Raw genomic sequence first — 25618 nt, 5'->3', positions numbered from 1 at the left:
TGAGTTCTCAAGGAACGGACGCTTCCTTTGTACTCACCCTCTCGGGCTTTCCTCCGGGCGCTTCCCTTCGGTGTTTCTTTTGTTCTTGCGTTTCCAACTCTACCAGATCCGTTTTCCGTTCCGTTCCCGGTTCGGATTTCATTTCCGGTGGCGGTTGGGGGCCTTTGCCTTTCGGCGTGTCCACTACGTTAGCGGATTCCCTCCGCAACTCATAATCGAGTTCCGCGAGTTCGAATTCGGGCATGCGGGCACGCCGAATAAGACCCCGCCAGGGGGAAGTCGTCAGGTAGTGGTTGGCCGCTCCCGGCTGGTGGCAGATTGCCTCACCGGGTCAAGCGGCTCGGACTACATTACGGAGGCACCAACGCCGCGTCAAGTTCGTCGACGCCGGGGCGTATGGGCCCGATAAGGGCTCACCGTAGGGTCGTTGGCCGTCCAGAACCGCCACGGGTGGACGGCGCCCTCTCCCCCCACTCCTGTGCGGGGTCCGCTCATGACCTGGTCGGAGGGTGTCGGGGTGCCGGTCAGGACGGTGAACGGGGAGTCCGGGGCGCCGCAGGCATCGGAGCCGTCGAGGCGTCGGTCCACGTCAAGGGCGGTCGCCAGCCGGGCGGGGCCTTTGGCCAGTTCCTTGTCGTTGCGGGCCGAGAGTCGTCGCTCGCGCGCCAGCTCGGCGCCCGCCGTGATCTCCCCGGCGCGCAGCAGGACCGCGCTCGCCCGGCCCTCCGGACCGCACACCAGGTTCATGCAGTGCCACATGCCGTAGGTGAAGTAGACGTACACGTGACCGGGCGGCCCGAACATCACGTCGTTGCGGGCGGTGCGGCCGCGATACGCGTGGGATCCCGGGTCGACCTCTCCCGCGTACGCCTCCACCTCCGTCAGGCGGAGTTCGATCGGACCGTCCGGGGAGTCCCGGACGAGGACGCGTCCGAGCAGGTCCGGGGCGACCTCCAGGACAGGGCGGTCGAAGAAGTCACGGGTGAGGGGCGTACGGTCAGGGGCCGCGATCATGCCGTACGAGCGTAGTGCACGTGGTGCACGCACGCGGGTGGCCTTCGGTCCGCCCGATTGCCAGGGTGATCGGACGGAACCGGGCACGGTCTCCTGGCGTTTGTACCGATCAAGGATTCAAGTCGAGACGAGCCACAGGCGGCGGCCTGGGGAGGAGAGTCATGGGGTTCAAGAAGCTGCTCGCGAGTCTGGGGGCCGGCGGTGCCTCGGTCGAGACCGTGCTGACCGAGGTCAACGTGGTCCCGGGCGGCGTGGTCCAGGGTGAGGTGCGCATCCAGGGCGGGTCGGTCGACCAGCAGATCGAGGGGCTGTCCGTCGGTCTGCAGGCGCGCGTCGAGGTCGAGGGCCAGGACCAGGAGACGAAGCAGGACATCGAGTTCACCAAGCTCCGGCTCGGTGGCGCCTTCACCCTGCAGGCCGGGCAGGTGCACGCGGTGCCGTTCGGCCTGGAGATCCCCTGGGAGACCCCGGTCACGAGCATCGACGGGCAGCAGCTGCGCGGCATGAACATCGGGGTGACCACCGAGCTGGAGATCGCGCGGGCCGTGGACTCGGGCGACCTGGACCCGATCAACGTGCACCCGCTGCCGGCGCAGCAGGCCATCCTCGACGCCTTCATCCAGCTGGGCTTCCGCTTCAAGAGCGCCGACATGGAGCGCGGGCACATCCGGGGCACGCGGCAGAAGCTGCCGTTCTACCAGGAGATCGAGTTCTACCCGCCGCAGCAGTACCGCGGGCTCAACCAGGTCGAGCTGAGCTTCGTCGCCGACGACCGGGAGATGGACGTCGTCCTGGAGATGGACAAGAAGCCGGGTCTGTTCAGCGAGGGCAGTGACTCCTTCCGTTCGTTCCAGGTGGGTCTGAACGACTTCCAGGGCACGGACTGGGCGGCGTACCTGAACGAGTGGCTGTCCCAGGTCGGCAGCAAGCGCAACTGGTTCTAGGCTCGGAGAGGATCACCGAGGACCAGCAATCAACCAGGAGGTGCCGACGTGAGCGAGCTCAAGAGGCCGCCGCTTCCCCATGACTTCCACCCGTCCGTGCCCTCGTTCACGGTCGTGAGCGAGGACTTCGAGCCGGGTGCGGTCCTCAAGGACGCCCAGGTCTACGCGGCCGGGAACACCTCGCCGCAGCTGCGGTGGGAGGGCTTCCCGCCGGAGACCAAGAGCTTCGCCGTGACGTGCTTCGACCCGGACGCCCCGACGGGCAGCGGTTTCTGGCACTGGACCGTCTTCGACATCCCGGTGTCGGCGACCGAGCTGCCGGGCGGTGCGGGCAGTGCCACGTTCGAGGGGCTGCCCGAGGGCGCCGTGCAGGTGCGCAACGACTTCGGGACGAAGGACTTCGGGGGTGCCGCTCCGCCGCCCGGCGACCGGCCGCACCGCTATGTGTTCACCGTGTACGCGGTGGACCAGGAGAAGCTGGGGCCCGACTCCGACGCGCCGCCCGCGTTCGTGGGCTTCAACCTCCGGTTCCACACGCTGGCGCGCGCCCAGGTGATCGCGGAATACGCGGCTCCGGCGGAGGGCTGAGGGCCGCGTCCCGAACTGAGCGTTCACCGATTGTTTGCCCGCCTCTGGTCATGGAATTGATCAGGGGCGGGCACTTTTTTATTGCGTTGTCCATCTCGGCGTGCCCGGCCAGAGTTGATCCCAGCCCGCCAGGCGGTGGGCCGGTGCATACGGGAGGTGGGCAGGTTGATGCGGGACACGCTGGTGCTGAACGCGAGCTTCGAGCCGCTCTCGACGGTTTCGCTCAACCGGGCCGTCGTTCTGGTGCTCCAGGACAAGGCCGTGGTCGAGCACGCCCACCCGGGGCTCCGTGTGCGCGCGGCGGCGATCGACATACCCGTGCCGCGGGTGATCAGGCTGTGCAGATACGTACGGGTGCCCTTCCGAAGACAGGCGCCGTGGTCCAGACGGGGTGTGCTGGTGCGCGACCGGCACCGCTGCGCGTACTGCGGCAGGCGGGCCACGACGGTGGACCACGTGGTGCCGCGCTCGCAGGGCGGCGCCGATTCCTGGCTGAACACCGTGGCCTCGTGCGCGCTGGACAATCACCGCAAGGCGAACCGGACGCCCGACGAGGCCGGGATGCCGTTGCTGCGGCAGCCGTTCGAGCCGACGCCGGCGGACGCGATGCTCCTGTCCCTGGGGCGGGAGGACCTGGCCTCGCTGCCCGAGTGGCTCGCGCAGCCTGCGGCGTGACGCCCGCTGCTCCTGCCGGAAAGGCCTGGGGCCGGACACCGATCGGTGTCCGGCCCCAGGCCTTTCCGGTTGGTCGCGCCGTCGTGCGCGCCCCTGCGGGGTCGCTGCTCAGTCGATGCGCGGCTGTTCGCGGCGCTCCGTGCCGGAGGAGCCGCCGCTGCCCGAACCGCCGCCCATCGGGTTGAAGTTGCCGAGGGCGCCGCCGAGGCCCTTGAGGGCGTCGCCGATCTCGCTGGGCACGATCCAGAGCTTGTTCGCGTCGCCCTCGGCGATCTTCGGGAGCATCTGGAGGTACTGGTACGAGAGGAGCTTCTGGTCGGGGTCGCCGGCGTGGATGGACTCGAAGACCGTGCGGATCGCCTGGGCCTCGCCCTCGGCGCGCAGGGCCGCTGCCTTGGCCTCACCTTCGGCGCGCAGGATCGCGGACTGCTTCTCGCCCTCGGCGCGCAGGATCTCCGACTGCCGGACACCTTCGGCCTGGAGGATCGCGGCGCGCTTGTCGCGGTCGGCGCGCATCTGCTTCTCCATCGAGTCCTGGATGGAGGTCGGGGGCTCGATCGCCTTGAGCTCGACGCGGTTGACGCGGATGCCCCACTTGCCGGTGGCCTCGTCGAGGACGCCGCGCAGGGCCGCGTTGATCTCCTCGCGGGAGGTCAGGGTCCGCTCCAGGTCCATGCCACCGATGATGTTGCGCAGGGTGGTGACGGTGAGCTGCTCGATCGCCTGGATGTAGGAGGCGACCTCGTAGGTCGCGGCCCGGGCGTCGGTCACCTGGTAGTAGATGACCGTGTCGATGTTGACCACCAGGTTGTCCTGGGTGATCACCGGCTGGGGCGGGAAGGGGACGACCTGTTCACGCAGGTCGATGCGGTTGCGGATCGAGTCGATGAACGGGACGACGATGTTCAGTCCGGCGTTCAGCGTGCGGGTGTAGCGGCCGAACCGCTCGACGATCGCGGCGCTCGCCTGTGGGATGACCTGGATGGTCTTGATCAGGGCGATGAAGACCAGCACCACCAGAATGATCAGGACGATGATGATTGGTTCCATCTGGACTCCCCGTACCCTTCATGCCTCGGCGAAGATCTTGCTGGTCGAGTCTGTCAGAACGTCGTCCGGCCCGTGGGGCATTCACATGACGACGGCCGTCGCTCCGTCGATCTCCACGACGTCCACTTCCTGGCCCGCCTCGTAGGCGCGGTCCGTGTCGAGCGCGCGGGCCGACCAGATCTCGCCCGCGAGCTTGATGCGGCCGCCGGTCCCGTCGACCCGCTCCACGACCAGGGCCGTTCTGCCGCGCAACGCGTCGACGCCGGTGGCGAGTTCGGGGCGCTGGGAGCGGTGCCTGGCCGCGACCGGGCGTACGACACCGATGAGTGCGACGGAGACCGCCGCGAAGACCACGACCTGCAGCACGGTGTCGCCGCCGAGGCCCGCGGTCACGGCGGCCGCGACGGCGCCCACGGCGAGCATGCCGAACTCGGGCATCGCGGTCAGTACGAGCGGGATTCCGAGCGCGGCGGCGCCGATCAGCCACCACACCCATGCGTCGATGTCCACGTGGTCATCGTAGGTCCGCCGGTCCCCTCGGGGACAGGGCGTCCCCCCGGGACGGGCGCGGATCAGCCGAGCGGGAGGCCCGTGGCGGTCCAGCGGTCGCCGCGCTGCTCGACGACCAGCGGGAGGCCGAAGCAGCGGGAGAGGTTGCGGGAGGTGAGTTCGAGCTCCAGGGGGCCCGCGGCGAGGACCTCGCCCTGGCGGATCATGAGGACGTGCGTGAAGCCGGGGGCGATCTCCTCGACGTGGTGCGTGACCATGATCATCGAGGGGGCGATCGGGTCGCGGGCGAGGCGGCCGAGGCGGCGTACGAGGTCCTCGCGGCCGCCGAGGTCGAGGCCCGCGGCGGGCTCGTCGAGGAGCAGCAGCTCGGGGTCGGTCATCAGGGCGCGGGCGATCAGGGTGCGCTTGCGCTCGCCCTCGGAGAGGGTGCCGAACCTGCGGTCGAGGTAGTCGCTCATGCCGAGGCGGTCGAGGAAGGCGCGGGCGCGCTGCTCGTCGACGTCCTCGTAGTCCTCGTGCCAGCCGGCGGTCATGCCGTAGGCCGCGGTGAGGACGGTCTGCAGGACGGTCTGGCGCTTGGGCAGCTTCTCGGCCATCGCGATGCCGGCGACGCCGATGCGCGGGCGCAGTTCGAAGACGTCGGTGCCGGGCCTGCCGAGGGTCTCGCCGAGGATGGTGGCGCTTCCGGTGCTCGGGAAGAGGTAGCTGGAGGCGATGTTCAGGAGGGTGGTCTTGCCAGCGCCGTTCGGGCCGAGGATGACCCAGCGCTCCCCCTCCTTCACCGACCAGGAGACCTGGTCCACCAGAGCCCGGCCCTCGCGGACCACAGATACGTCCTCAAGCTCCAGTACATCGCTCATGAGCGCGCTGTCTCCCATTGCAGTCTCGATCGTCGCTCGCGTCGGTGGACGCGGCCCCCGGATAAAACCTACGCCACCGGCCGACCGTTCCTGTCGTGAGCCCGGTCCTTAGGCTGTGTGCATGCTCTCGGAACCACGCTCAGGACGCCTGGCCGCATGGGGAAATGCCCTTTTGGCCGGACTTGTTTCGCCGGACGACGCCGTGCTCGCGATGGTCGGCGAGGACGCGGTGCACCGTGTCGAAGGACTCCCCGGGGAGGCGGGCCCGGTCGGGCTCACGCTCGCCCTGGGGCGGCTGCGCTCGTCGGGGGTGACCGGTCTGCGCGTGGCGCTGCCCGCGCCGGGGCACCCGCTCGGCCTGAGCGGGCCGCCGGAGTTCAACGCGCGCGCCCTGGAGGCGGAGGAGGCCGTCGTCGCGTTCGGCGCGCCGTACGGGCTCGTGCCCGAGGTGTACGAGGCGGGGCCCGAGGGTGACGTGCACGTCGAGGTCGTCTGGCACTGCCTGGCGGTGCGGGAGGCGCCGCCCGCCGACGTGCCCTCGCTCGGCGAGGCGGAGCGGGAGCTCGCGGAGGCGCTGCGGGAGGCGACGGAGGTGCTCGCGCGGCTCGACGTGGCGGGGTCGGGGCCGGTCGCGGAGGCGGCGCTCGACGCGTACCGGGCGCGGGCGGAGCGGGGGCGGGAGGTGCTCGCTCCGGGATATCCGCCGCGGGCGGTACGGGTGTTGGAGCTGGCGCAGCGGATCGGCCTGCTGATCTCGCTGGCGTACGAGCACGGGCACGGCGGGGCTGTGAGCGCCTCGGAGATGGCGGCGCGGGGCGCGGCGCTGCGGCCGGTGGAGCGGACCGCGCGGCGCGCGCAGGTCGCCGCGTACAACGCGTACGTGGAGGAGCGGGAGCGGGGCGGGCGCTGAGCGGGTGGCGGCGCGGGGCCGGTCCGTGCCGCCACGGGCCCCGCGGACCGGTGGGGTCGGCGGGGCCCGGGCCTGAGCCGGTGCCTCAGGGGCCTCGGTGTCTCAGGGGATCACGGTGGTGCGGGTGCTGCGGTGGTGCGGGGTGTTTCAGTGGTTCACGGTGCCGTTGGCGAAGGCCGGGTTGAGGATGCCGACCACGTTGACGCTGTTGCCGGTCACGTTGACCGGGACGTCGACGGGGACCTGGACCAGGTTGCCGGAGCCGACGCCCGGGGACTTGGTGGCGGCGCCGTTGGCCTGGGCGTCCGAGGTGGCGGACGCGGCGCCGGCGGTGGCACCCGCGGCGAGACCGGCGGCGACGACGGCCAGGGCGGCCTTCTTGGCGATGCTGTTCATGGAAGTGCTCCTCCTGCTGACATGGGCGACCCCGGGACCGGGGTCAGAAGGGGTGTGCCGCGCACGACGGGCGCGAAGACCGGGACCAGTCCCGTCACGGATGGGGTGCGGGACGGGCCTGTCGCGGAACCGCTCGTGTGGGGACGGGCGGTGCGTCGCGGGGTCCGGTCAGAAGTTCTCGCAGACGTTGCCGAACGTGGGGTTCAGCGCGCCGATGACGGTGACGGTGTTGCCGCAGGCGTTCACCGGGACGTGGACCGGGGCCTGGATCAGGTTGCCGGAGACGACGCCGGGGGACTTGGTGGTCCCGCCGTCGGCGTGCGCGCCACCGTGGGCGGCGGCCATACCGGCACCGGCCGCGACCAGGCCTCCGGCCACCATCGTCACAGCGGCGGCCTTCTTCAGGTTCTTCACTTCTACGATCCTCCTGAGCGGAAGCTGCGGCCAACCGCCGCAGCACGCACTGGAGAACGGCCCGACCGGCCCGGGGGATACGCCAAGTGGGGGACATCCACACGACGGTATGAATCTCAGCCCGGAAGACGACGCTCCGCTCGCGCCCCGAGGTGCGCCCCGGTGGGACCCGCCGGGGCGCACGTCAGCGGTCTGATCAGCCCGCCACTCCGTGCCGGACCGCCCAGAGCGCGGCCTGGGTGCGGTCGGCCAGGTCGAGTTTCATCAGGATGTTCGACACGTGCGTCTTGACGGTCTTCTCGGAGAGGACCAGGGCGCGCGCGATCTCGCGGTTGGAGCGGCCGTCGGCGATCAGGCCGAGGACCTCGCGCTCGCGCTCGGTGAGCGAGCCCGCCCTGCCCTGGCTGCCGCCGGCCTCCTCCTGGGAGAGCAGCGCGCCCGCGACCTCGGGCTGCAGCAGGACGTGTCCGGCGTGCACGGAGCGGATGGCGCCGGCCAGGGCGTCCGGGTCGACGTCCTTGTAGACGTACCCCGCGGCGCCGGCGCGCAGGGCGGGGACGACGGTGCGCTGCTCGGTGAAGCTGGTGACGATGAGCACGCGCGCGGGGTTGGCCAGCTCGCGGAGTCTGCGCAGCGCCTCGACGCCGTCCATGCCGGGCATCTTGACGTCCATCAGGACGACGTCCGGCTTCAGCTCCTCGGCCTGTGCGACGCCTTCGGCGCCGTCCGACGCCTCGCCGACGACGTCGATGTCGTCCTGGATCTCCAGGAACGTGCGCAGACCGCGGCGGACCACCTGGTGGTCGTCGACCAGCAGCACCCGGATACCGGTCTTCGCGTTGAGCGGGGCGTCAGCCACCGGGGACCTCCATCTCGATCGTGGTGCCCTTGCCGGGCTCCGATTCCACGGTCAGCCGTCCGCCGACCCCGCTCGCCCGGTCCCGCATGGAGACCAGGCCCAGGTGCCGTCCCGCGCGCCGTATCGCCGTGGGCTCGAAGCCCGAGCCGTCGTCGACGACGCGCAGGGCGGCTCCCGTGCCGCGCTTGTCCAGGAGCACGGTGACGTGCTCGGCGCCGGAGTGGCGCAGTGCGTTGTGCAGGGCCTCCTGGGCGACCCGCAGCATGGCTTCCTCCTGCGAGGCCGGCAGGGCCCGCACGCCGTTGCTCTCGAAGGTGACGTGCGCGGAGTGCGCGCGGTGCAGCACCTGGACGTGGGTGCGCAGGGTGGCCACCAGACCGTCCTCGTCCAGGGCGGCGGGGCGCAACTCCACGACCGCCGCGCGCAGTTCGTCCGCCGCCTCGGCGGCGAGCACCGCCACCTGCTGGAGCTCGTCCTTGGCGCGCGGCGGGTCGCGGTCCACCAGGGCGGCGGCGGCCTGGGCCGTCAGGCGCAGCGAGAAGAGCTTCTGGCTGACGGCGTCGTGCAGCTCGTGGGCGAGGCGGGAGCGCTCCTCGGCGATGGTCAGCTCCCGGCTGCGCTCGTACAGGCGGGCATTGGTCAGGGCGATGGCGGCGTGCTGGGCGAGGATGGACAGCAGCTCCGCGTCGTCCTCGGTGAAACCGCAGGTGCCCTGGACCTTGGGGCAGTTCTTGTTGGCGAGGAAGAGGGCGCCGAGCGTCTCGTCGTCCGAGCGGATGGGCACGCCGAGGAAGTCGGACATGTCCGGGTGGGCGGAGGGCCAGCCGCCGAAGCGCGGGTCCTGGCGCACGTCGCCGAGCAGGACCGTCTCGCCCTTCTGGAGCATGGAGGCGAGGATGCCGTGCTGCCGGGGCAGCGGGCCGATGGCCTTCCACTGCGCGTCGCTGACGCCGTCGACGACGAACTGGGCGAATCCGCCGTGGTCGTCGGGGACCCCGAGCGCGGCGTACTCGGCGTCGAGCAGCTCGCGGGCCGAGGCGACGATCGTCTTGAGGACGTCGCGCACCTCCAGGTGCCGGCTCATGGCGAGGAGCGCGGAGCTCACCGCGGTCAGGCCGGATCGGGGTCCTTGACTCATGGTCACACCGTACCGGCGGGGTGTGACAGCGCGTATCCGTCCAGTGGCGGCCCCCGCCTAGGCCCCGGGGCCTAGGCCGTTGGTCCGGTACCAGGGCGAAGGGACCCGGGCGGTCGCGGGGCGGGCGGCGATCGAACGGGGGGGGGTACGCGGAGGCGGTACGCCGTCTCTACCTGTGGCACGAGTTCGGCGACGTCCATCTCCTCCTCCCGGAGGAGTTTGCTCACCGTGAGCGTTGCTGGGGCAACTCCCGGTGAGACTGTTACGCGTTCGATGTGAGCCCGCGCATAGGACGCACATCACGTACGAACGTCCCTAGTGGAGGGGACATCCCCCTGTGCGCGGGGGTGCACGGCCACGAGCGGCCGCCGCGCACCCCCCGATCCACTACCCGGGATCGTACGTCACACCTTTGCCACAGATTTTTGCTGCCGCTAAGAATTGCTCCCGTCGCTCGGCGCCGCGGTCTCACCACCGCGGCGTTTTGCCGGAGAAGCACCTGTCCCCGCCGGACCAGAGCGACCTCCGCTATCCGAAGAGGTCCCACTCGCATGTCCAAGCACAGCACCCCTGGTCATAGTCGCTCCACCGTGACCAGGACCCAGAAGTTCTCGATCGCCGGTGTCGCCACGCTCGGTGCCGCCGCTCTCGCGTTCTCCCTCGTGCCGGGCAACTCCGAGGCCACCACCCAGGCCGCCGCCGACGTCTCCCCCGTGGCCTTCGCCGCGCCCGCCGGTACGCAGCAGGCCGTCCACGCCGGCGTCGCCAAGCAGCAGTCCAACGCCGACAAGCAGGCCAAGGACGCCGCGGCCAAGGCGGCCGAGGACAAGAGGAAGGCCGACGAGGCCAGGAAGGCAGCCGACGAGGCCGCCGCGAAGAAGAAGGCCGAGGACGAGCGCAAGGCGCAGGAGGCCGCGAGCCGCGCCGCCGCCCGCAAGCCCGTCTACGCCAACAACCTCGACGGCTGGATCCGCCAGTCCCTGGACATCATGAAGTCCAAGGGCATCCCCGGTTCGTACGAGGGCCTGCACCGCAACATCATGCGCGAGTCCACGGGCAACCCGAACGCCATGAACGGCTGGGACGTCAACGCCCAGAACGGCACCCCGTCGATCGGCCTGCTCCAGGTCATCCAGCCGACGTTCAACGCGTACCACGTCGACGGCACCTCGACGAACATCTACGACCCGGTCGCCAACATCACCGCGGCGGCCAACTACGCGGCCGACAAGTACGGCTCGATGGACAACGTGAACGGCGCCTACTGAGCCTTGATCGCCTGATCAATGGACCTCTTCAGCCGAGGACGAGGCCCGCAGACGCCGAAGGGCGGCACCCCGTGCGGGGTGCCGCCCTTCTCGTGTGTCCACGCGCGTGCCCGGAGGCACCGCGGTCACTTGCGCATGACCTCCGGCTCGTGGCGGCGCAGCAGTCGCGCGACCACGAGGCCGCAGATGACGCCGAGCACGAGCAGCACGGTGATGTTCAGGCTCCACTGGCCCGCCGAGTGCTCCCACAGCGGGTCCAGGTCGCCCGGCTTCTTGGGGTCCCACGGCGGCATGAGGTGCGCCAGGTCGAGCGTGGAACCGGCGCCGGCGATGGCCCAGCGGGAGGGCATCAGCCAGGCGAACTGCTCCAGGCCCGGCGAACCGTAGATCTGGAAGAGCACGCCGGTGAAGACGACCTGGACGATCGCGAACATCACCAGGAGCGGCATGGTCTTCTCCGCGGTCTTCACCAGCGAGGAGATGACCAGGCCGAACATCATCGAGGTGAAGCCCAGGGCGATGACGACCAGGCAGATCTCGACGGCCGGGGGCATGATCAGGCCCTCTTCCGGCATGTCGCGCGTGGCGAAGCCGATGCCGCAGAGGATGACGCCCTGGATGGCCGTGATGACGCCGAGGACGATGACCTTCGACATCAGGTACGCCGAGCGGGACAGGCCGGTCGCCCGCTCCCGTTCGTAGATGACCCGTTCCTTGATCAGCTCACGGACGGAGTTGGCGGCGCCGGAGAAGCACATGCCGACCGCGAGGATCAGCATGATCGTGCCGGCGTCGCCGTTGAACTTGACCGGCGGTTTCGGTGGCGCGAGGCCGAAGTCGGCCGGGATCACGACACTGACGATGCCGAGCACCGCGGGCAGGATCACCATCAGGCCCATGAAGCCCTTGTCGGAGGCGATCACCGAGACGTAGCGGCGGATCAGGGTCCACAGCTGTGAACCCCAGCCCTGCGGCTTCGGTGGCCGCACCGCCTGGTGCGGTGGCATGGGTACGGACTGCGCGGCGACCGCGTCGATGTCCGCGGCGTACATCTGGTAGTGCTGCGAGCCCTTCCAGCGGCCCGCCCAGTCGTAGTCGCGGTAGTTCTCGAAGGCGGAGAAGACGTCGGCCCAGGTGCTGTAGCCGAAGAAGTTGAGGGCTTCCTCCGGCGGGCCGAAGTACGCCACCGAACCGCCCGGCGCCATCACCAGGAGCTTGTCGCAGATCGCCAGCTCGGCGACGGAGTGCGTCACGACGAGGACCGTGCGGCCGTCGTCGGCGAGGCCGCGCAGGAGCTGCATGACGTCGCGGTCCATGCCCGGGTCGAGGCCGGAGGTCGGCTCGTCCAGGAAGATCAGCGAGGGCTTGGTCAGGAGCTCCAGGGCCACCGAGACGCGCTTGCGCTGGCCGCCGGAGAGGGAGGTGACCTTCTTCTCCTTGTGGATGTCCAGCTTCAGCTCGCGCAGGACCTCGTCTATGCGGGACTCGCGCTCGGCCTCCGTGGTGTCCGCGGGGAAGCGCAGCTTGGCCGCGTACTTGAGGGCCTTCTTGACGGTCAGCTCCTTGTGCAGGATGTCGTCCTGCGGGACCAGACCGATGCGCTGCCGCAGCTCGGCGAACTGCTTGTACAGGTTCCTGTTGTCGTACAGGACGTCGCCCTGGTTGGCGGGCCGGTAGCCGGTGAGCGCCTTGAGCAGGGTGGACTTGCCGGAACCGGAGGGGCCGATGACCGCGATGAGCGACTTCTCCGGGACGCCGAAGGAGACGTCCTTGAGGATCTGCTTGCCGCCGTCGACCGTGACGGTGAGGTGACGGGCCGAGAAGGAGACGTCACCGGTGTCGACGAACTCCTCGAGCTGCCCGCCGACGATGCGGAACGTCGAGTGGCCGACGCCGACGATGTCGTTCGGGCCGATCAGGACGGTCGAGGACTTCGCGATCGGCTGGCCGTTGACGTACGTGCCGTTGTGCGAGCCGAGGTCGTGCAGCTCGAAGCGGCCGTCGGGCGTCGCCGTGAACTCGGCGTGGTGGCGCGAGACCTGCAGGTCGGAGACGACCAGCTCGTTCTCGAGCGCACGGCCGATGCGCATCTTGCGGCCCAGTGCCAGCTGGTGGAACGTCGTGGGGCTGCGGTCGCCGTAGACCGGCGGGGCCCCCGCGGCACCGCCGGACCCGGGGGTCTTCTGCGCGTACTGCTCGGACGGGCCGCCCTGCTGCTGGGGCACGTGCGGCTGGTGCTGCTGGTGCTGCTGCGGCTGTTGGTGCTGCTGCGGCTGCTGTTGCGGCCAGCCCTGCTGCTGAGGCTGGTACGGAGCCTGCTGCTGGGGCGCCTGCTGGTGCTGCTGAGGGGCCTGTCCTGCCCAGCCGGGCGCCTCCTGCTGGTGCTGCTGGGGCGCGGCCTGCTGTTGGGCGTGCTGCGGCGCGGCCTGCTGGGCGTGCTGCTGCGGTGCGGAGACGGCGGCCGCGGAGGCGCCCGCCGCACTGCCGGACACGTTCACCCGCGGGCCGTCGGTCGCGTTGCCCAGGTGCACGGCCGAGCCGGGACCGATCTCCATCTGATGGATCCGCTGGCCCTGCACGAAGGTGCCGTTGGTGCTGCCGTGGTCCTCGATGACCCAACTGCGGCCGCTCCAGCTGATCGTCGCGTGCCGCCAGGAGACCCTGGCGTCGTCGAGCGAGATATCCCCCTGCGGATCACGTCCGAGGGTGTACGGCCTGGACGGGTCGAGCGTCCAGGTCCTGCCATTCAATTCCAGTACGAGTTCCGGCACTCCATGCCCCACTGAGTTGTCCCCCGAGCTAGCCCCCATTGGTGGGGAGTCTAGGGATGTCGAACATCGGGAGGAACTATTTCAGGAGGAGGGCTCTGACCGAAAGTCGGGCCTTGTGAAGACTGCGTACCGGCGTGACGGGTCGGACCGTTGACGGGGCAGAAAACGCACCGGAGAGTGGTAAGCACCCATCAGTGCATACGGATCATGCGCATTGGGCGCATTTCGCCCAGGACGCTCATCGTTGCCACTAGGCACATGAGTCGTGTGAAACGCGTGGAACGCGTGCGGCGTGGTGATGGTTCGGTGCACTGCGGTTCGGGGGTCCTCATGGCGGCCGGTGAGCACAAAAGTGAAGGCCGGGGCGTGCGCTGGGGCGATGTGCTGCTTTCCGCGATCGCCGCCGTGAGTTGGTCGCTGGTCGGCATGGCGGGGACGGCCGCGCTCGCCCTGCACCTGCTCGACGCGGACGCGGCGGGCTCGCTCGGGCCGATGACGGCGGCGGCCGTCGCCCTCGGCGCGGGGGGTTCGGTCACCCCGTCCGGCGACGTCTCGGCGTTCGGTCTGGACGGCGCCGAGGCCACCACGACGATCGATATCGCGCCACTCGGCGTCGGCCTGGTGGGGGCGCTGCTCCTCGCCCACTTCTTCCTGCGCTCCCTGCGCGGCGCGGGGCTCGTCGTCCGGCCCGCCGAACTCGCCGCGCGCGCGGCCGCGGTGGTCGCCCTCTTCCTCGCGATGCTCGCGGGGCTCGCCTGGGCGGGGCACGACGTGATCACGATCGACGGCGAGCAGCTCGGCATCGACAAGGGCATCGACAAGGGGCTCGACGAACTGCCGGGCGGCATCGGTGACAAGCTGCCCGGCGGCATCGGCGACATCGGCGGGCTGCTGCCGGACCGGCTCGGCGACCTGGCGAAGGCGAAGGCCTCGGTCGGCTTCACCGTGGACACGGTGCCGACCCTGCTCGGTGGCGCGTGCTGGGTGGTCGGGGTCCTGCTCATCGCGCTGCTCGCCTCGCGGCGCACCCCGCTGCCGCGCGCCCTCGGCGGACTGCACCGGGTGGTGCGGCCCGCCGTCTCCGCGCTGGTCACGGTGGTGCTGGTCGCGGTCTGCGCGGGCCTGGCCGCGGCGGCGTACGCGATGGTCGGCGACGACCACCCGCGGCGGATCGCGGGTGCCGCGCTGCTCGGGGCGCCGAACGGGGTGTGGCTCGCGCTTCCCGTCGGCCTCTTCGTGCCGTGGGACGGCAGTGCGACGGGTGCGCTGAGGCAGTTCCTGCCGGACCCGGTGGACGACCTCCTGACCGGGCCGGACGACAAGGCGCTCACGCTCGGGCGGCTCGCCGAACTCGACGGCAGGGTCTGGCTGTTGGGGGTCGCGGCGGCGGTGACGATGCTGTTCGCCGGGGTGCTGACGGCGGTCCGGACGCCCCGGGCACGGGACACGGTGTCCGCGACGGGCTTCGCGGGGCGGTGCGGGCTGCGGCTCGCGGTGGTGACGGCGCTCGCGCTCGTGCTGCTCGCGTGGCTGACGGAGGTGTCCGCCGACGCCTCGCTCTCCGTGCTCGGCTTCGACGCGTTCGGCGCGGGGGTCGAGTTGCACGGACGGCTGGGGGCGGCGGCGGTGCTCGGGGCGGCGTGGGGGTTCGGGGCGGGAGTGGTGGGGGCGCTGCTCGCGGTCGCGACGGGGGCGGCGGGCGGGCGGGCGTCGCCGCTCGCCCTGCCAGGTGCGGTGGGCGGGGCGCCGGCCGCGGAGCACGCGGCGGTCCCGGGAGCGGGGGCGAGCCCGTACCGGCCCAGCACCCCGCACCGGCCGCCGAACCCCGACACGAACCCGTACCTGCGCCCGCTGCACGGAGACCCGACACGCGCTTCCGGTACGGGGCCGGGTTCGGGTCCCGGTACGCCGACAGGTACGGGTCCCGGTACGCCACCGGGTTCAGGTCCCGGTACGCCACCAGGCGCGGGTCCAGGTACGCCACCAGGTGCGGCTTCCGGTACGCGGCGGGGTTCGGGTCCCGGTACGCCGCCGGGTTCGGCTCCCCCGCCCGGCCGCTCCTCGTCCGCTCCGCCCCCGGACACCTCCGGTGCGCCGACGGTGGTGGGCCCGACGGTTCCGCCCCGCGCTCCGAGGCGCCCCCGCTCCCGCTCGGCCGACTGGCCTCCTCCCCCACCGCCGCCCCCGCCTCCCCCGGACACGGGCCCTCCGCCCCCGCGCAGGCGGGGCGGCCCTAACTGAGGAAGGGCGGCGCGAGGGCGAACGGGTGGTGGACGGAGGGGGGAGGCGGGGGGCGGGAAGGCGGAAGCCAAGCCGGAGGCAGGAGACCGGAAGCCAAGCCGGAAGACCGGCCGGGGGCGGAAAACAGGCCGGAGGCCGGAAGACAGGCGGACGGCGGAAGGGTACGCAGGCCGAATCGCCGCGAAGTGGGGGAATGGGTGAGCTCGGGACGGCCACCCGGGAACCCTCTGTCCGGCACGCGGACCGCCGGAACGCGCCCCGGAGCCAGACGGATACCGTAGGGATCACCATGAGTGCTTCGCAGCCCCCTCAGCCCGCCGACATCCCGACGCTCCTCGTCAAGATCTTCGGCAAGGACCGCCCCGGCATCACCGCCGGCCTCTTCGACACCCTCGCCGCCTACTCCGTCGACGTCGTCGACATCGAGCAGGTCGTCACCCGCGGCCGCATCGTGCTGTGCGCGCTCGTGACCGAGCCGCCCGCCGGCCTGGAGGGCGATCTGCGCGCCACCGTCCACAGCTGGGCGGAGTCCATGAAGATGCAGGCCGAGATCCTGTCCGGCATCGGCGACAACCGGCCGCGCGGCGTCGGGCGTTCGCTCGTCACCGTGCTCGGCCACCCCCTGACCTCCGAGTCGACCGCTGAGATCGCCGCGCGCATCACCGCGACCGGCGGCAACATCGACCGTATCTTCCGGCTCGCCAAGTACCCGGTGACCGCCGTCGAGTTCGCGGTGTCCGGCACCGAGACCGAGACGCTGCGCACCGCGCTGGCCATAGCGGCCACGAAGCTCGGCGTGGACGTCGCGGTCGTCGCGGCGGGCCTGCACCGCCGGGCGCAGCGCCTGGTCGTGATGGACGTCGACTCGACGCTCATCCAGGACGAGGTGATCGAGCTCTTCGCCGCGCACGCCGGCTGCGAGGACAAGGTGGCCGAGGTGACGGCGGCCGCGATGCGCGGCGAGCTGGACTTCGAGCAGTCGCTGCACGCGCGCGTGGCGCTCCTCGCGGGCCTGGACGCGTCGGTCGTCGACAAGGTGCGCGCGGAGGTGCGGCTGACGCCGGGTGCCCGCACCCTCATCCGCACCCTGAAGCGTCTGGGCTACCAAGTGGGCGTCGTCTCGGGCGGGTTCACCCAGGTCACCGATGATCTGAAGGAACGTCTCGGCCTCGACTTCGCCCAGGCCAACACCCTGGAGATCGTCGACGGGAAGCTCACCGGCAGGGTGACGGGCGAGATCGTCGACCGGGCGGGCAAGGCGCGGCTGCTGCGCCGATTCGCCGCGGAGGCGGGTGTCCCGCTGGAGCAGACGGTCGCGATCGGCGACGGTGCCAACGACCTCGACATGCTGAACGCGGCGGGTCTCGGGGTCGCGTTCAACGCCAAGCCCGTGGTCCGCGAGGCCGCGCACACCGCGGTGAACGTCCCCTTCCTCGACACCGTCCTCTATCTCCTCGGGATCACCCGTGAAGAGGTCGAGGCGGCGGACACCCACACCGACTGACGGCTCCCCTCTCCCGTCGCGTACGCGACAAAGGGCCCGGCACCCTCGTGGTGCCGGGCCCTTGCACGACGGGTGGGAGAGGGCTACTCGGAGGGCGCCCAGTAGTCGACGAGGGTCGCCACGCCGGGCTCCAGCGCCTTCCAGGAGCCGGTGTACGTCAGGACGGCGAAGGCCGCGGTCGGGAAGCCCCGGCGGTTCAGCCGCTCCCTGGCGTCGCCCTCGGAGTCGCCCCCGAGGACGTCGGCCAGGCCCTGGACTCCGGGGTTGTGGCCGATCAGGACGAGGTTCCGCACGTCGTCCGGGGTTTCGTTGAGCACGGCGATCAGCTCGCCGGGAGAGGCCTCGTACAGCCGCTCCTCGTAGACGGTCTTGGGCCGCTGCGGGAGCTCCTGGACGGCGAGCTTCCATGTCTCGCGGGTCCGGGCCGCGGTGGAACAGAGGGCCTGGTCGAAGGCGATGCCACTGTCCGCCAGCTTGCGTCCGGCGACGGGGGCGTCCCGGCGGCCTCGCTCGGCGAGCGGCCGCTCGTGGTCGGAAACCTGCGGCCAGTCGGCCTTCGCATGCCGGAAGAGGACGATCCTGCGGGGTTCTGCGACGCTCATGCTTCCCAGCTTCGCATGAAACGCGCCACGGGGCGCAGAGAGTTGGCGCGGTCCCCCGGCAGGGGTGACGGCGGCGGGGGCGCGGGGCTCACGGGGCCGCCCACAGGACCAGCGTCCTGATGCGCTCCAGGAGGTGGGTCACGACGGGCTCGCTGGTGGCCGCGTGGGCGTCCACGGGGTTCAGGATCAGCAGGAGCAGGGCCGCGAAGGCCACGGCGGGCAGGGCCATGGCCCACCACGGGAGCTGGATCTCGACGCTGCCCGATTCCGCGGGGTCGCGCCGGGTGTGCGGTCGGGCCGACATGCCGCCTCCGTGGTCTTCGAGTGGTCCGCGCCGCGTGGTCGCGGGCACAACTCGAAATTAGGCGATCGGCGGCCCCCAACCCATCCGGAGATCCACCCACTTGACCCTGACACTGGCCCCCTAGGGGATGGGGGTGCTAGCCCCACCATCGCCCCGCCGGGGGCCGGTTCACGGCGAGGCGATGGAGGCGATGATGCCGATGATCACGGTGATGGCCAGCATCGAGCCGAGCACGATGAGCAACTTCTTCTGGCCGTTCTGGGGGTTCGGGTCGAGGACGGGCATACGGCCAGTCTCGCACCCTTTGCCCGCCCTCCGTGCGCCGGGGTCAGGCCGCCGCGGCCCGCGCGGCGACCTCGTCCTCGACCGTGCGGTTGCGGCCCGCCAGGGTGCCGATGAGGATCTGCGGCACCATCAGGCCCGCCATGAGCGCGATCGGCAGGCCCCAGCCGCCGCTGTGCTGGTAGAGCACGCCCACCAGGAGCGGCCCGGGGATGGAGATCAGGTAGCCGGTGCTCTGCGCGAAGGCGGACAGCTTGGCGACGCCGACGCTGCTCTTGGCGCGCATGCCGACCATCGTGAGGGCGAGCGGGAAGGCGCAGTTGGAGACGCCGAGCAGCAGGGCCCAGGCCCAGGCGCCGCCCGCGGGGGCGAGGTAGAGGCCCGCGTACCCGGCGAGGCCGCAGGCGCCCAGGACGATGACGACGGGGCCCTGGTGGGTGAGGCGGGTGGCGACGCGCGGGATGACGAAGGCCAGCGGCACGCCCATGGCCATCGTGACGGCGAGCAGGACGCCCGCCTGGCCCGCGGGGACGCCGGCGTCGCGGAAGATCTGCGGCATCCAGCCCATCGTGATGTAGGCGGCCGTGGCCTGCAGGCCGAAGAAGACGGCGAGCGCCCAGGCGGTGCGGCTGTGGGTGATGCGCAGGCCCGCGTCCTCCTGGCGCACGGCGGGGCTGACGTGCTCCGGGGCGTCGGTGCCGGGCGTGCCGCGCTCGCGGACGAGCGGGATCCACGGCACGACGGCGGCGACGGCGAGCGCCGCCCACACCGCGAGGCCGGTCTGCCAGCGTCCGCCGAGCGCGTCGGTCATGGGGACCGTGAGGGCCGCGGCGAGGGAGGTGCCGAGGGCGAGCGCCATCGAGTAGAGGCCGGTCATCGAGCCGACCCGGTCGGGGAACCAGCGCTTGACGATGACCGGCATCAGGACGTTGCTGACCGCGATGCCCGCGAGGGCGAGGGCGGTGGCGGCGAGGAAGCCCGCGGTGCCGCCGATGAAGGGCCGGACGACCAGGCCGGAGGCGATGGCGGCCATGCCGACGCAGACGACCGCGCCGGGCCCGAAGCGCTTCGCGAGGCGCGGCGCCATCACGCCGAAGATCGCGAAGCAGAGCGGCGGCACGGAGGTGAGCAGGCCCGCGAGGCTGCCGCTCATGCCCAGGCCGTCGCGCACCTCTTCGAGGAGGGCGCCGAGGCTGGTGATGGCGGGGCGCAGGTTCATGGCCGCGAGGACGATGCCGACGATGACGAGGCGCGTCGCCCACGCGCGCGTGGGGGCCTGTTTCTCGGTGGTCCCGGTGGGTGCCGGGGGCGTCGCTGTCGGCGTCATCGTCTGGGTTTCCTCACTAGCCATGGAGCCATCATAGAATCATGGGATGATTGGCTGTCCAATCCGATCGCGTCACACTGCTCCCGTCACTGCTCCCGCCACACCGCTCCCGTCACGCCCCTGGCCACGTACGAAGGAACGTCATGCCGCTGACCACCCCTCGCCGTTCGGCGCTCTCCGAGCAGGTCATCTCCGAGCTGCGCAACCAGATCTCCTCGGGCGAGTGGCCGGTCGGCTCCCGCATCCCCACCGAGCCCGAGCTGGTCGAGCAGCTGGGGGTGGCGCGGAACACGGTGCGGGAGGCCGTGCGCGCCCTCGCGCACAACGGCCTGCTCGACATCCGGCAGGGCTCGGGCACCTATGTGGTCGCCACCAGTGAGCTGGCGGGCGTGATGCAGCGCCGGTTCGCCGACGCCGACCCGCGGCACATCGCCGAGCTGCGCAGCACGCTGGAGTCCAGCGCCGCCAAGCTCGCCGCCGAGCGCCGCACCGAGCGCGACCTGAAGCAGCTCGACGTCCTGCTGGCGCGCCGTGAGGAGACGTGGGCGTCCGGGGACGCGGAGGCCTTCGTGACGGCCGACGCGACCTTCCACATGGCCGTCGTCGCCGCCTCGCACAACGACGTCATGACGGCGCTGTACGCCGACCTCGGCGAGGTACTGCGGGACTGGCTGCGCGAGGACATCGGCGAGGAGCTGACCCCGGAGGCGCACATGGACCACACCCGTCTCGTCGACGCGATCCGCGCGGGCGACGCGGAGGCGGCCGCCACGGAGGCCGCGGGCTATCCGTTCCTGTGCCGCCCGGAGCGGTTCGCCTCGGCCGTCACTTCTGGTGGGTGACCCAGACCGCGCGGACCTCTTTCCAGCACCGTCCGCTGAGGCGCACGGTCTGCGCGGGCCCCGCCTCGACCGGGCGGGAGTCGGTGTCGATGTCCCACCACCGGTCGCACTCCACGTGGAGCCGGATCCGGTCGGTCTCGGGATAGGGGTTGTGGCAGTACGCGAAGACGTCCGGTCCCGCGACGCCGGTCCGGCACTCCGCGCCGAAGGGCCGGGGCGCCTCGCGCCGCCCGTCCGCCGTGGCGCGCGCGGAGGGCTCGGCCCGCGGCGCGGCGCTCGGCGCGACGGTCACGAGAGCGAGAGCCACGAGGACCGCACCGGTAGGACGCACACTTCAGAGTGCGCGGCACTGGCCCCGCACCGCCCGGCCGGGGGGCCGAACGGGTGAGGCCCCGCCTCCCGCGCGCTGCGGGGGACGGGGCCTCGAACACGTACCGCCTGTGCGGCGAAGTGCCTGGTCAGGCACCCATCATGTGCACGCCGCCGTCGACGTGGATGATCTCGCCGGTGGTCTTCGGGAAGAAGTCCGAGAGCAGGGCGACGATGCCGCGGCCCGCGGGCTCCGGGTCGGCCATGTCCCAGTCCAGCGGGGAGCGGGTGTTCCAGATGTCCGCGAGGTCGGCGAAGCCCGGGATGGACTTGGCCGCCATGGAGCCGATCGGGCCCGCGGAGATCATGTTGCAGCGGATGTTCTCCTTGCCCAGGTCACGGGCGAGGTAGCGGCTGGTGGCCTCCAGGGCGGCCTTGGCCGGGCCCATCCAGTCGTACTTCGGCCAGGCGAACTGCGCGTCGAAGGTCAGCCCCACGACGGAGCCGCCGTTCGGCATCAGCGGGCGGCACGCCATGGTGAGCGACTTCAGGGAGAACGCCGAGACGTGCATCGCCGTCGAGACGTCCTCGAAGGTCGCCTCCAGGAAGTTGAAGGCGCCCTGCGGCGCGAAGCCGATGGAGTGCACGATGCCGTCGAGGCCGCCGAGCTCGTCCTTGACCAGGCCCGCGAGCCGGTCGAGGTGCTCCTGGTTGGTCACGTCGAGCTCGATGACCTTGGCGGGCTCGGGCAGCTTCTTGGCGATGCGCTCGGTGAGCGTGGGCCGCGGGAAGGCGGTGAGGATGACCTCGGCGCCCTGCTCCTGCGCGACCTTGGCCGCGTGGAACGCGATGGAGGACTCCATCAGGACGCCCGTGATCAGGATCTTCTTGCCGTCGAGAATTCCGCTCATGGTGATCAGTGACCCATGCCCAATCCGCCGTCAACGGGGATGACGGCTCCAGTGATGTACGAGGCGTCGTCGGACGCGAGGAACTTCACCGCGGCGGCGATCTCCTCGGGCTGCGCGTAACGGCCGAGCGGCACCTGGGAGACGATGCCCGCTCGCTGCTCGTCCGTGAGCACCTTGGTCATGTCGGTGTCGACAAAACCGGGGGCGACGACGTTGAAGGTGAGGTTGCGCGACCCGAGTTCGCGGGCGAGCGAGCGCGCGAAGCCGACCAGACCCGCCTTGGAGGCGGAGTAGTTCGCCTGCCCCGGGCCGCCCATGAGGCCGACGACCGAGGAGATGAGGACGACGCGGCCCTTCTTGGCGCGCAGCATGCCGCGGTTGGCGCGCTTGACGACGCGGAAGGTGCCGGTGAGGTTGGTGTCGAGGACGGACGTGAAGTCCTCCTCGGTCATGCGCATCAGGAGCTGGTCCTTGGTGATGCCGGCGTTGGCGACCAGGACCTCGACGTTGCCGTGCTTGTCCTCGATCTCCTTGTAGGCCTGCTCCACCTGCTCGGCATCGGTGATGTCGCACCTGACGGCGAGCACACCGGCGTCGGTGAGGCTCTGCGGTGGCTCACCCGAGCGGTAGGTGATCGCGACCTTGTCGCCTGCCTCGGCGAAGGCGCGGGCGATGGCGAGGCCGATGCCCCGGTTTCCTCCGGTGACGAGAACCGAGCGGCTCAACGGATCACCCTTTCGATAGCGGTCTGGTACCTCGAAAACCTATCGGTACCTGCCGCGATACGGAGAATCGGCGACCGACAGTGGCGCGGAGGACTCCCTGTCGGATCCCTACAGAAAACCCTGGCCCCCGGGGCGTCGGGCGCGACATGATCGGACCTGACCCGGTGCCGACAGCAGGGAGACATCCGTGCCTCATTCCATCGATGAAGCCTTCACGGCGCTGCCGCTGCGGGCGCTCGCCGACGCCGCGCTCGCCCGCGCGCGGGCGCTCGGCGCCGACCACGCGGACTTCCGCCTGGAGCGGGTGCGCGGCGCCTCCTGGCGGCTGCGCGACGCCAGACCGGCCGGCACCAGCGACAGCACGGACCTCGGGTACGCGGTCCGGGTGGTGCACGGCGGCACCTGGGGCTTCGCCTCGGGAGTGGACATGACCATGGACGCGGCGGCCCGCGTCGCCTCCCAGGCGGTGGCCATGGCGAAGCTGTCCGCGCAGGTCATCAAGGCCGCCGGGTCGAACGAGCGGGTCGAGCTCGCGGACGAGCCGGTGCACGCGGACCGGACGTGGGTCTCCTCGTACGAGATCGATCCGTTCTCGGTGCCGGACGAGGAGAAGGCGGGGCTGCTCGCCGACTGGAGCGCGCGCCTGCTGGCCGCCGACGGGGTCGCGCACGTGGACGCCTCGCTGCTCGTCGTGCACGAGAACAAGTTCTACGCGGACACGGCGGGGACGACGACCACCCAGCAGCGCGTGCGCCTGCACCCGCAGCTGACCGCGGTGGCCGTCGACGAGTCGAGCGGCGAGTTCGACTCGATGCGCACGATCGCGCCCCCGGCCGGCCGGGGCTGGGAGTACCTGACGGGCACCGGCTGGGACTGGGAGGGCGAGCTCGCGCAGATCCCCGAACAATTGGCCGAGAAGATGCGGGCGCCCAGCGTCCGCGCGGGCTCGTACGACCTGGTCGTCGACCCGTCGAACCTCTGGCTGACCATCCACGAGTCCATCGGCCACGCCACCGAGCTGGACCGCGCGCTCGGCTACGAGGCGGCGTACGCGGGCACCTCGTTCGCCACCTTCGACCAGCTCGGCAAGCTCGCCTACGGCTCCTCGCTGATGAACGTGACGGGCGACCGGACCGCCGAGCACGGCCTCGCGACCATCGGGTACGACGACGAGGGCGTGGCCGCGCAGTCCTGGGACCTGGTCAAGGACGGCACCCTGGTCGGCTACCAGCTGGACCGGCGCATCGCGCGGCTCACCGGCTTCGAGCGCTCCAACGGCTGCGCCTACGCCGACTCCCCCGGCCACGTGCCGGTGCAGCGCATGGCGAACGTGTCGCTCCGGCCGGACCCCGGCGGGCTCGGCACCGAGGACCTGATCGCGGGGGTGGACCGCGGCATCTACGTGGTCGGCGACCGGTCGTGGTCCATCGACATGCAGCGCTACAACTTCCAGTTCACCGGCCAGCGCTTCTACCGGATCGAGAACGGACGGCTCGCCGGGCAGCTGCGCGACGTCGCCTACCAGGCGACGACCACCGACTTCTGGGGCTCGATGGCCGCGGTCGGCGGCCCCCAGACGTACGTCCTGGGCGGCGCGTTCAACTGCGGCAAGGCCCAGCCCGGCCAGGTCGCCGCGGTGTCGCACGGCTGCCCGTCCGCCCTGTTCCGGGGCGTGAACATTCTGAACACCACGCAGGAGGCCGGTCGATGAGCCGCAGCGCCAGCAAGCCGCACGAGATCGTCGAGCGCGCCCTCGACCTGTCCACCGCCGACGGCTGCGTCGTGATCGCCGACGAGGAGTCCACGGCGAACCTGCGCTGGGCGGGCAACGCCCTGACCACCAACGGCGTCACCCGCGGCCGCACCCTCACCGTCATCGCCACCGTCGACGGCAAGGAGGGCACCGCCTCCGGCGTCGTGACGCGCTCCGCGGTGACCGCGGACGACCTGGAACCGCTGGTGCGGGCCGCCGAGGAGGCGGCGCGCGGCGCGGGCCCGGCCGAGGACGCCCAGCCGCTGGTGACCGGCACGGCCGCCTCCCCCGACTTCACGGAGGCCCCCGTCGAGACCTCGTCGGCGGTCTTCGCCGACTTCGCCCCGGCGCTCGGGGAGGCGTTCGCGCGGGCCAGGGCGGGCGGGCGCGAGCTGTACGGCTTCGCGAACCACGAGTTCGTCTCCAGCTACGTGGGCACGTCCACGGGCCTGCGGCTGCGGCACGACCAGCCCAACGGCACGCTGGAGGTGAACGCCAAGTCGCCGGACCGCACCAAGTCGGCGTGGGCCGGGCGGGCCACCCGTGACTTCAAGGACGTCGACCCGGCCGCCCTGGACGAGGAGCTCGCGCAGCGGCTCGGCTGGGCCGAGCGGCGCATCGAGCTGCCTGCCGGGCGGTACGAGACGCTGCTGCCGCCGACCGCCGTCGCGGACCTGCTGATCTACCAGGTCTGGTCGTCGTCGGCCCGGGACGCGGCCGAGGGGCGCACCGTCTTCTCCAAGCCGGGCGGCGCCACGCGGCTGGGCGAGCGGCTGGCCGCGCTGCCGCTGACCCTGCGCAGCGACCCGCACGAGCCGGGCCTGGAGTCCGCGCCGTTCGTGCTCGCGCACTCCTCGGGCGGCGACGCGTCCGTCTTCGACAACGGTCTGCCGCTGACCGCCACCGACTGGATCCGCTCCGGTGAGCTCGCTCACCTGGCCACCAGCAGGCACAGCGCGGGCCTGACCGGTCTGCCGGTGACCCCGGCCGTCGACAACCTGATCCTGGACGGCGGCGGCGACCACTCGCTGGACGAGATGGTCGCGGCCACCGGGCGCGGGCTACTGCTGACCTGCCTCTGGTACATCCGCGAGGTCGACCCGGCGACGCTGCTGCTCACCGGCCTGACCAGGGACGGCGTGTACCTGGTGGAGAACGGCGAGGTGGTGGGCGAGGTGAACAACTTCCGGTTCAACGAGTCGCCGGTGGACCTGCTCGGCCGGGCCACCGAGGCGGGCCGCACCGAGCGGACGCTGCCGCGCGAGTGGGGCGACTACTTCACCCGCGCCGCGATGCCCGCGCTGCGCGTCCCGGATTTCAATATGAGTTCGGTCAGCCAGGGCGTATAACCTCGGAGCGTGCACGTAGCTGCACCTTCATACGAACCCGACGTGCACCCGGTAAGCACACCTAGGAGACGC

The 25618-nt window shown here is 71.3% G+C and carries 26 protein-coding genes; 10 read left to right on the top strand and 16 right to left on the bottom strand.

Annotated features, from left to right (window positions below; all coding sequences use genetic code 11):
* Positions 1 to 372: 372 nt before the first annotated feature.
* On the bottom strand, positions 373 to 1014 hold the full coding sequence (locus ACFYXE_RS37520; protein ID WP_389320782.1) for a DNA-3-methyladenine glycosylase: 642 nt from the start codon (positions 1012 to 1014) through the stop codon (positions 373 to 375).
* A 161-nt stretch (positions 1015 to 1175) separates the two neighbouring features.
* Between ACFYXE_RS37520 and ACFYXE_RS37515 the strand changes: the two genes are divergently transcribed.
* The 3 genes from ACFYXE_RS37515 to ACFYXE_RS37505 all read left to right on the top strand — a co-directional run bounded on the left by ACFYXE_RS37515 (position 1176) and on the right by ACFYXE_RS37505 (position 3221).
* Entirely contained in the window at positions 1176 to 1958 is a 783-nt protein-coding gene (locus ACFYXE_RS37515; protein WP_389320779.1) for a sporulation protein, read from the top strand.
* 48 nt (positions 1959 to 2006) lie between these two features.
* The gene (locus tag ACFYXE_RS37510; protein WP_389320775.1) at positions 2007 to 2546 is read left to right on the top strand and encodes a YbhB/YbcL family Raf kinase inhibitor-like protein; all 540 of its coding nucleotides are present in this window, start codon (positions 2007 to 2009) and stop codon (positions 2544 to 2546) included.
* A 168-nt stretch (positions 2547 to 2714) separates the two neighbouring features.
* Positions 2715 to 3221 (top strand): HNH endonuclease, encoded by a 507-nt coding sequence (locus ACFYXE_RS37505; protein ID WP_361181563.1) that lies wholly within the window; start codon positions 2715 to 2717, stop codon positions 3219 to 3221.
* A 108-nt stretch (positions 3222 to 3329) separates the two neighbouring features.
* On the opposite strand, the gene ACFYXE_RS37500 is transcribed toward ACFYXE_RS37505, so the two are convergent.
* From ACFYXE_RS37500 to ACFYXE_RS37490, 3 genes are all read right to left on the bottom strand, one after another.
* Positions 3330 to 4271 (bottom strand): SPFH domain-containing protein, encoded by a 942-nt coding sequence (locus ACFYXE_RS37500; RefSeq protein ID WP_361171475.1) that lies wholly within the window; start codon positions 4269 to 4271, stop codon positions 3330 to 3332.
* 81 nt (positions 4272 to 4352) lie between these two features.
* Positions 4353 to 4781, bottom strand: a complete 429-nt coding sequence (locus tag ACFYXE_RS37495) for an NfeD family protein (RefSeq protein ID WP_361171472.1) — start codon at positions 4779 to 4781, stop codon at positions 4353 to 4355.
* Positions 4782 to 4843: 62 nt separating this feature from the next.
* Positions 4844 to 5641: an ABC transporter ATP-binding protein gene (locus ACFYXE_RS37490; RefSeq protein WP_361171469.1), complete on the bottom strand. Its 798-nt coding sequence runs from the start codon at positions 5639 to 5641 to the stop codon at positions 4844 to 4846.
* A gap of 121 nt (positions 5642 to 5762) precedes the next feature.
* Between ACFYXE_RS37490 and ACFYXE_RS37485 the strand changes: the two genes are divergently transcribed.
* Complete coding sequence (locus ACFYXE_RS37485; RefSeq protein ID WP_389320770.1) at positions 5763 to 6551, top strand: hypothetical protein; 789 nt, start codon at positions 5763 to 5765, stop codon at positions 6549 to 6551.
* A gap of 147 nt (positions 6552 to 6698) precedes the next feature.
* On the opposite strand, the gene ACFYXE_RS37480 is transcribed toward ACFYXE_RS37485, so the two are convergent.
* From ACFYXE_RS37480 to ACFYXE_RS37465, 4 genes are all read right to left on the bottom strand, one after another.
* A complete protein-coding gene (locus ACFYXE_RS37480; protein WP_361171463.1) occupies positions 6699 to 6947 on the bottom strand; it encodes a chaplin in 249 nt (82 codons plus the stop codon).
* Positions 6948 to 7115: 168 nt separating this feature from the next.
* Positions 7116 to 7361 (bottom strand): chaplin, encoded by a 246-nt coding sequence (locus ACFYXE_RS37475; protein ID WP_361171460.1) that lies wholly within the window; start codon positions 7359 to 7361, stop codon positions 7116 to 7118.
* A gap of 196 nt (positions 7362 to 7557) precedes the next feature.
* Positions 7558 to 8220, bottom strand: a complete 663-nt coding sequence (locus ACFYXE_RS37470; RefSeq protein WP_361171457.1) for a response regulator transcription factor — start codon at positions 8218 to 8220, stop codon at positions 7558 to 7560.
* A complete protein-coding gene (locus tag ACFYXE_RS37465; RefSeq protein WP_389320765.1) occupies positions 8213 to 9358 on the bottom strand; it encodes a GAF domain-containing sensor histidine kinase in 1146 nt (381 codons plus the stop codon). Before ACFYXE_RS37465 ends, ACFYXE_RS37470 begins: the two co-directional genes overlap by 8 nt.
* A gap of 551 nt (positions 9359 to 9909) precedes the next feature.
* Here ACFYXE_RS37465 and ACFYXE_RS37460 point away from each other — a divergent pair.
* Positions 9910 to 10626 carry a transglycosylase SLT domain-containing protein gene (locus ACFYXE_RS37460; protein ID WP_389320762.1) on the top strand — a complete coding sequence of 239 codons (717 nt, stop codon included), beginning with the start codon at positions 9910 to 9912 and terminating at the stop codon, positions 10624 to 10626.
* Positions 10627 to 10751: 125 nt separating this feature from the next.
* On the opposite strand, the gene ACFYXE_RS37455 is transcribed toward ACFYXE_RS37460, so the two are convergent.
* A complete protein-coding gene (locus ACFYXE_RS37455) occupies positions 10752 to 13397 on the bottom strand; it encodes an FHA domain-containing protein (protein ID WP_389320758.1) in 2646 nt (881 codons plus the stop codon).
* A gap of 330 nt (positions 13398 to 13727) precedes the next feature.
* Here ACFYXE_RS37455 and ACFYXE_RS37450 point away from each other — a divergent pair, with 330 nt between their 5' ends.
* Together ACFYXE_RS37450 and serB are read left to right on the top strand one after the other, a co-directional pair.
* Positions 13728 to 15638 (top strand): streptophobe family protein, encoded by a 1911-nt coding sequence (locus ACFYXE_RS37450; RefSeq protein WP_389320793.1) that lies wholly within the window; start codon positions 13728 to 13730, stop codon positions 15636 to 15638.
* A gap of 289 nt (positions 15639 to 15927) precedes the next feature.
* Positions 15928 to 17142 (top strand): phosphoserine phosphatase SerB, encoded by a 1215-nt coding sequence (gene serB, locus ACFYXE_RS37445; RefSeq protein WP_361171442.1) that lies wholly within the window; start codon positions 15928 to 15930, stop codon positions 17140 to 17142.
* A gap of 83 nt (positions 17143 to 17225) precedes the next feature.
* Here the strand turns inward: serB and ACFYXE_RS37440 are convergent, their stop codons facing one another.
* The 4 genes from ACFYXE_RS37440 to ACFYXE_RS37425 form a co-directional block, all read right to left on the bottom strand.
* Positions 17226 to 17744: a histidine phosphatase family protein gene (locus ACFYXE_RS37440; RefSeq protein WP_361171439.1), complete on the bottom strand. Its 519-nt coding sequence runs from the start codon at positions 17742 to 17744 to the stop codon at positions 17226 to 17228.
* A gap of 88 nt (positions 17745 to 17832) precedes the next feature.
* Positions 17833 to 18048 (bottom strand): hypothetical protein, encoded by a 216-nt coding sequence (locus ACFYXE_RS37435; RefSeq protein WP_389320753.1) that lies wholly within the window; start codon positions 18046 to 18048, stop codon positions 17833 to 17835.
* Positions 18049 to 18216: 168 nt separating this feature from the next.
* The gene (locus tag ACFYXE_RS37430; protein ID WP_150166275.1) at positions 18217 to 18333 is read right to left on the bottom strand and encodes an SGM_5486 family transporter-associated protein; all 117 of its coding nucleotides are present in this window, start codon (positions 18331 to 18333) and stop codon (positions 18217 to 18219) included.
* 43 nt (positions 18334 to 18376) lie between these two features.
* Positions 18377 to 19681: a CynX/NimT family MFS transporter gene (locus tag ACFYXE_RS37425; protein WP_389320748.1), complete on the bottom strand. Its 1305-nt coding sequence runs from the start codon at positions 19679 to 19681 to the stop codon at positions 18377 to 18379.
* A gap of 119 nt (positions 19682 to 19800) precedes the next feature.
* On the opposite strand from ACFYXE_RS37425, the gene ACFYXE_RS37420 reads away from it, so the two are divergent.
* Positions 19801 to 20499, top strand: coding sequence for a FadR/GntR family transcriptional regulator (locus ACFYXE_RS37420; protein WP_389320745.1), 699 nt, complete (start codon positions 19801 to 19803; stop codon positions 20497 to 20499).
* On the opposite strand, the gene ACFYXE_RS37415 is transcribed toward ACFYXE_RS37420, so the two are convergent.
* The 3 genes from ACFYXE_RS37415 to fabG all read right to left on the bottom strand — a co-directional run bounded on the left by ACFYXE_RS37415 (position 20483) and on the right by fabG (position 22444).
* Complete coding sequence (locus ACFYXE_RS37415) at positions 20483 to 20806, bottom strand: hypothetical protein (RefSeq protein WP_389320742.1); 324 nt, start codon at positions 20804 to 20806, stop codon at positions 20483 to 20485. The two genes, ACFYXE_RS37420 and ACFYXE_RS37415, sit on opposite strands and share 17 nt — an antisense overlap.
* A gap of 151 nt (positions 20807 to 20957) precedes the next feature.
* Positions 20958 to 21719: an enoyl-ACP reductase FabI gene (gene fabI, locus ACFYXE_RS37410; protein WP_389320739.1), complete on the bottom strand. Its 762-nt coding sequence runs from the start codon at positions 21717 to 21719 to the stop codon at positions 20958 to 20960.
* A 5-nt stretch (positions 21720 to 21724) separates the two neighbouring features.
* Positions 21725 to 22444 carry a 3-oxoacyl-[acyl-carrier-protein] reductase gene (gene fabG / locus ACFYXE_RS37405; protein ID WP_389320736.1) on the bottom strand — a complete coding sequence of 240 codons (720 nt, stop codon included), beginning with the start codon at positions 22442 to 22444 and terminating at the stop codon, positions 21725 to 21727.
* 187 nt (positions 22445 to 22631) lie between these two features.
* On the opposite strand from fabG, the gene ACFYXE_RS37400 reads away from it, so the two are divergent.
* Together ACFYXE_RS37400 and ACFYXE_RS37395 are read left to right on the top strand one after the other, a co-directional pair.
* Positions 22632 to 24155: a TldD/PmbA family protein gene (locus ACFYXE_RS37400; RefSeq protein WP_361171417.1), complete on the top strand. Its 1524-nt coding sequence runs from the start codon at positions 22632 to 22634 to the stop codon at positions 24153 to 24155.
* Positions 24152 to 25546: a metallopeptidase TldD-related protein gene (locus tag ACFYXE_RS37395; protein WP_389320733.1), complete on the top strand. Its 1395-nt coding sequence runs from the start codon at positions 24152 to 24154 to the stop codon at positions 25544 to 25546. Before ACFYXE_RS37400 ends, ACFYXE_RS37395 begins: the two co-directional genes overlap by 4 nt.
* Positions 25547 to 25618: the final 72 nt, after the last annotated feature.

The sequence above is a fragment of the Streptomyces sp. NPDC002564 genome, from assembly GCF_042889645.1.
Classification (GTDB): Bacteria; Actinomycetota; Actinomycetes; order Streptomycetales; family Streptomycetaceae; genus Streptomyces.
Note: the sequence above shows the minus strand (reverse complement) of the source record. Positions and strands in the feature narration are given on the sequence as shown.

What these genes read in the sequence shown, in the direction of transcription:
- ACFYXE_RS37520 (WP_389320782.1), bottom strand. Translation starts at nt 1,014, where the DNA reads ATGATCGCGGCCCCTGACCGTACGCCCCTCACCCGTGACTTCTTCGAC.
- ACFYXE_RS37515 (WP_389320779.1), top strand. Translation starts at nt 1,176, where the DNA reads ATGGGGTTCAAGAAGCTGCTCGCGAGTCTGGGGGCCGGCGGTGCCTCG.
- ACFYXE_RS37505 (WP_361181563.1), top strand. Translation starts at nt 2,715, where the DNA reads ATGCGGGACACGCTGGTGCTGAACGCGAGCTTCGAGCCGCTCTCGACG.
- ACFYXE_RS37500 (WP_361171475.1), bottom strand. Translation starts at nt 4,271, where the DNA reads ATGGAACCAATCATCATCGTCCTGATCATTCTGGTGGTGCTGGTCTTC.
- ACFYXE_RS37490 (WP_361171469.1), bottom strand. Translation starts at nt 5,641, where the DNA reads ATGAGCGATGTACTGGAGCTTGAGGACGTATCTGTGGTCCGCGAGGGC.
- ACFYXE_RS37485 (WP_389320770.1), top strand. Translation starts at nt 5,763, where the DNA reads ATGCTCTCGGAACCACGCTCAGGACGCCTGGCCGCATGGGGAAATGCC.
- ACFYXE_RS37480 (WP_361171463.1), bottom strand. Translation starts at nt 6,947, where the DNA reads ATGAACAGCATCGCCAAGAAGGCCGCCCTGGCCGTCGTCGCCGCCGGT.
- ACFYXE_RS37465 (WP_389320765.1), bottom strand. Translation starts at nt 9,358, where the DNA reads ATGAGTCAAGGACCCCGATCCGGCCTGACCGCGGTGAGCTCCGCGCTC.
- ACFYXE_RS37460 (WP_389320762.1), top strand. Translation starts at nt 9,910, where the DNA reads ATGTCCAAGCACAGCACCCCTGGTCATAGTCGCTCCACCGTGACCAGG.
- ACFYXE_RS37450 (WP_389320793.1), top strand. Translation starts at nt 13,728, where the DNA reads ATGGCGGCCGGTGAGCACAAAAGTGAAGGCCGGGGCGTGCGCTGGGGC.
- serB (WP_361171442.1), top strand. Translation starts at nt 15,928, where the DNA reads ATGAGTGCTTCGCAGCCCCCTCAGCCCGCCGACATCCCGACGCTCCTC.
- ACFYXE_RS37440 (WP_361171439.1), bottom strand. Translation starts at nt 17,744, where the DNA reads ATGAGCGTCGCAGAACCCCGCAGGATCGTCCTCTTCCGGCATGCGAAG.
- ACFYXE_RS37435 (WP_389320753.1), bottom strand. Translation starts at nt 18,048, where the DNA reads ATGTCGGCCCGACCGCACACCCGGCGCGACCCCGCGGAATCGGGCAGC.
- ACFYXE_RS37430 (WP_150166275.1), bottom strand. Translation starts at nt 18,333, where the DNA reads ATGCCCGTCCTCGACCCGAACCCCCAGAACGGCCAGAAGAAGTTGCTC.
- ACFYXE_RS37425 (WP_389320748.1), bottom strand. Translation starts at nt 19,681, where the DNA reads ATGGCTAGTGAGGAAACCCAGACGATGACGCCGACAGCGACGCCCCCG.
- ACFYXE_RS37420 (WP_389320745.1), top strand. Translation starts at nt 19,801, where the DNA reads ATGCCGCTGACCACCCCTCGCCGTTCGGCGCTCTCCGAGCAGGTCATC.
- fabI (WP_389320739.1), bottom strand. Translation starts at nt 21,719, where the DNA reads ATGAGCGGAATTCTCGACGGCAAGAAGATCCTGATCACGGGCGTCCTG.
- ACFYXE_RS37395 (WP_389320733.1), top strand. Translation starts at nt 24,152, where the DNA reads ATGAGCCGCAGCGCCAGCAAGCCGCACGAGATCGTCGAGCGCGCCCTC.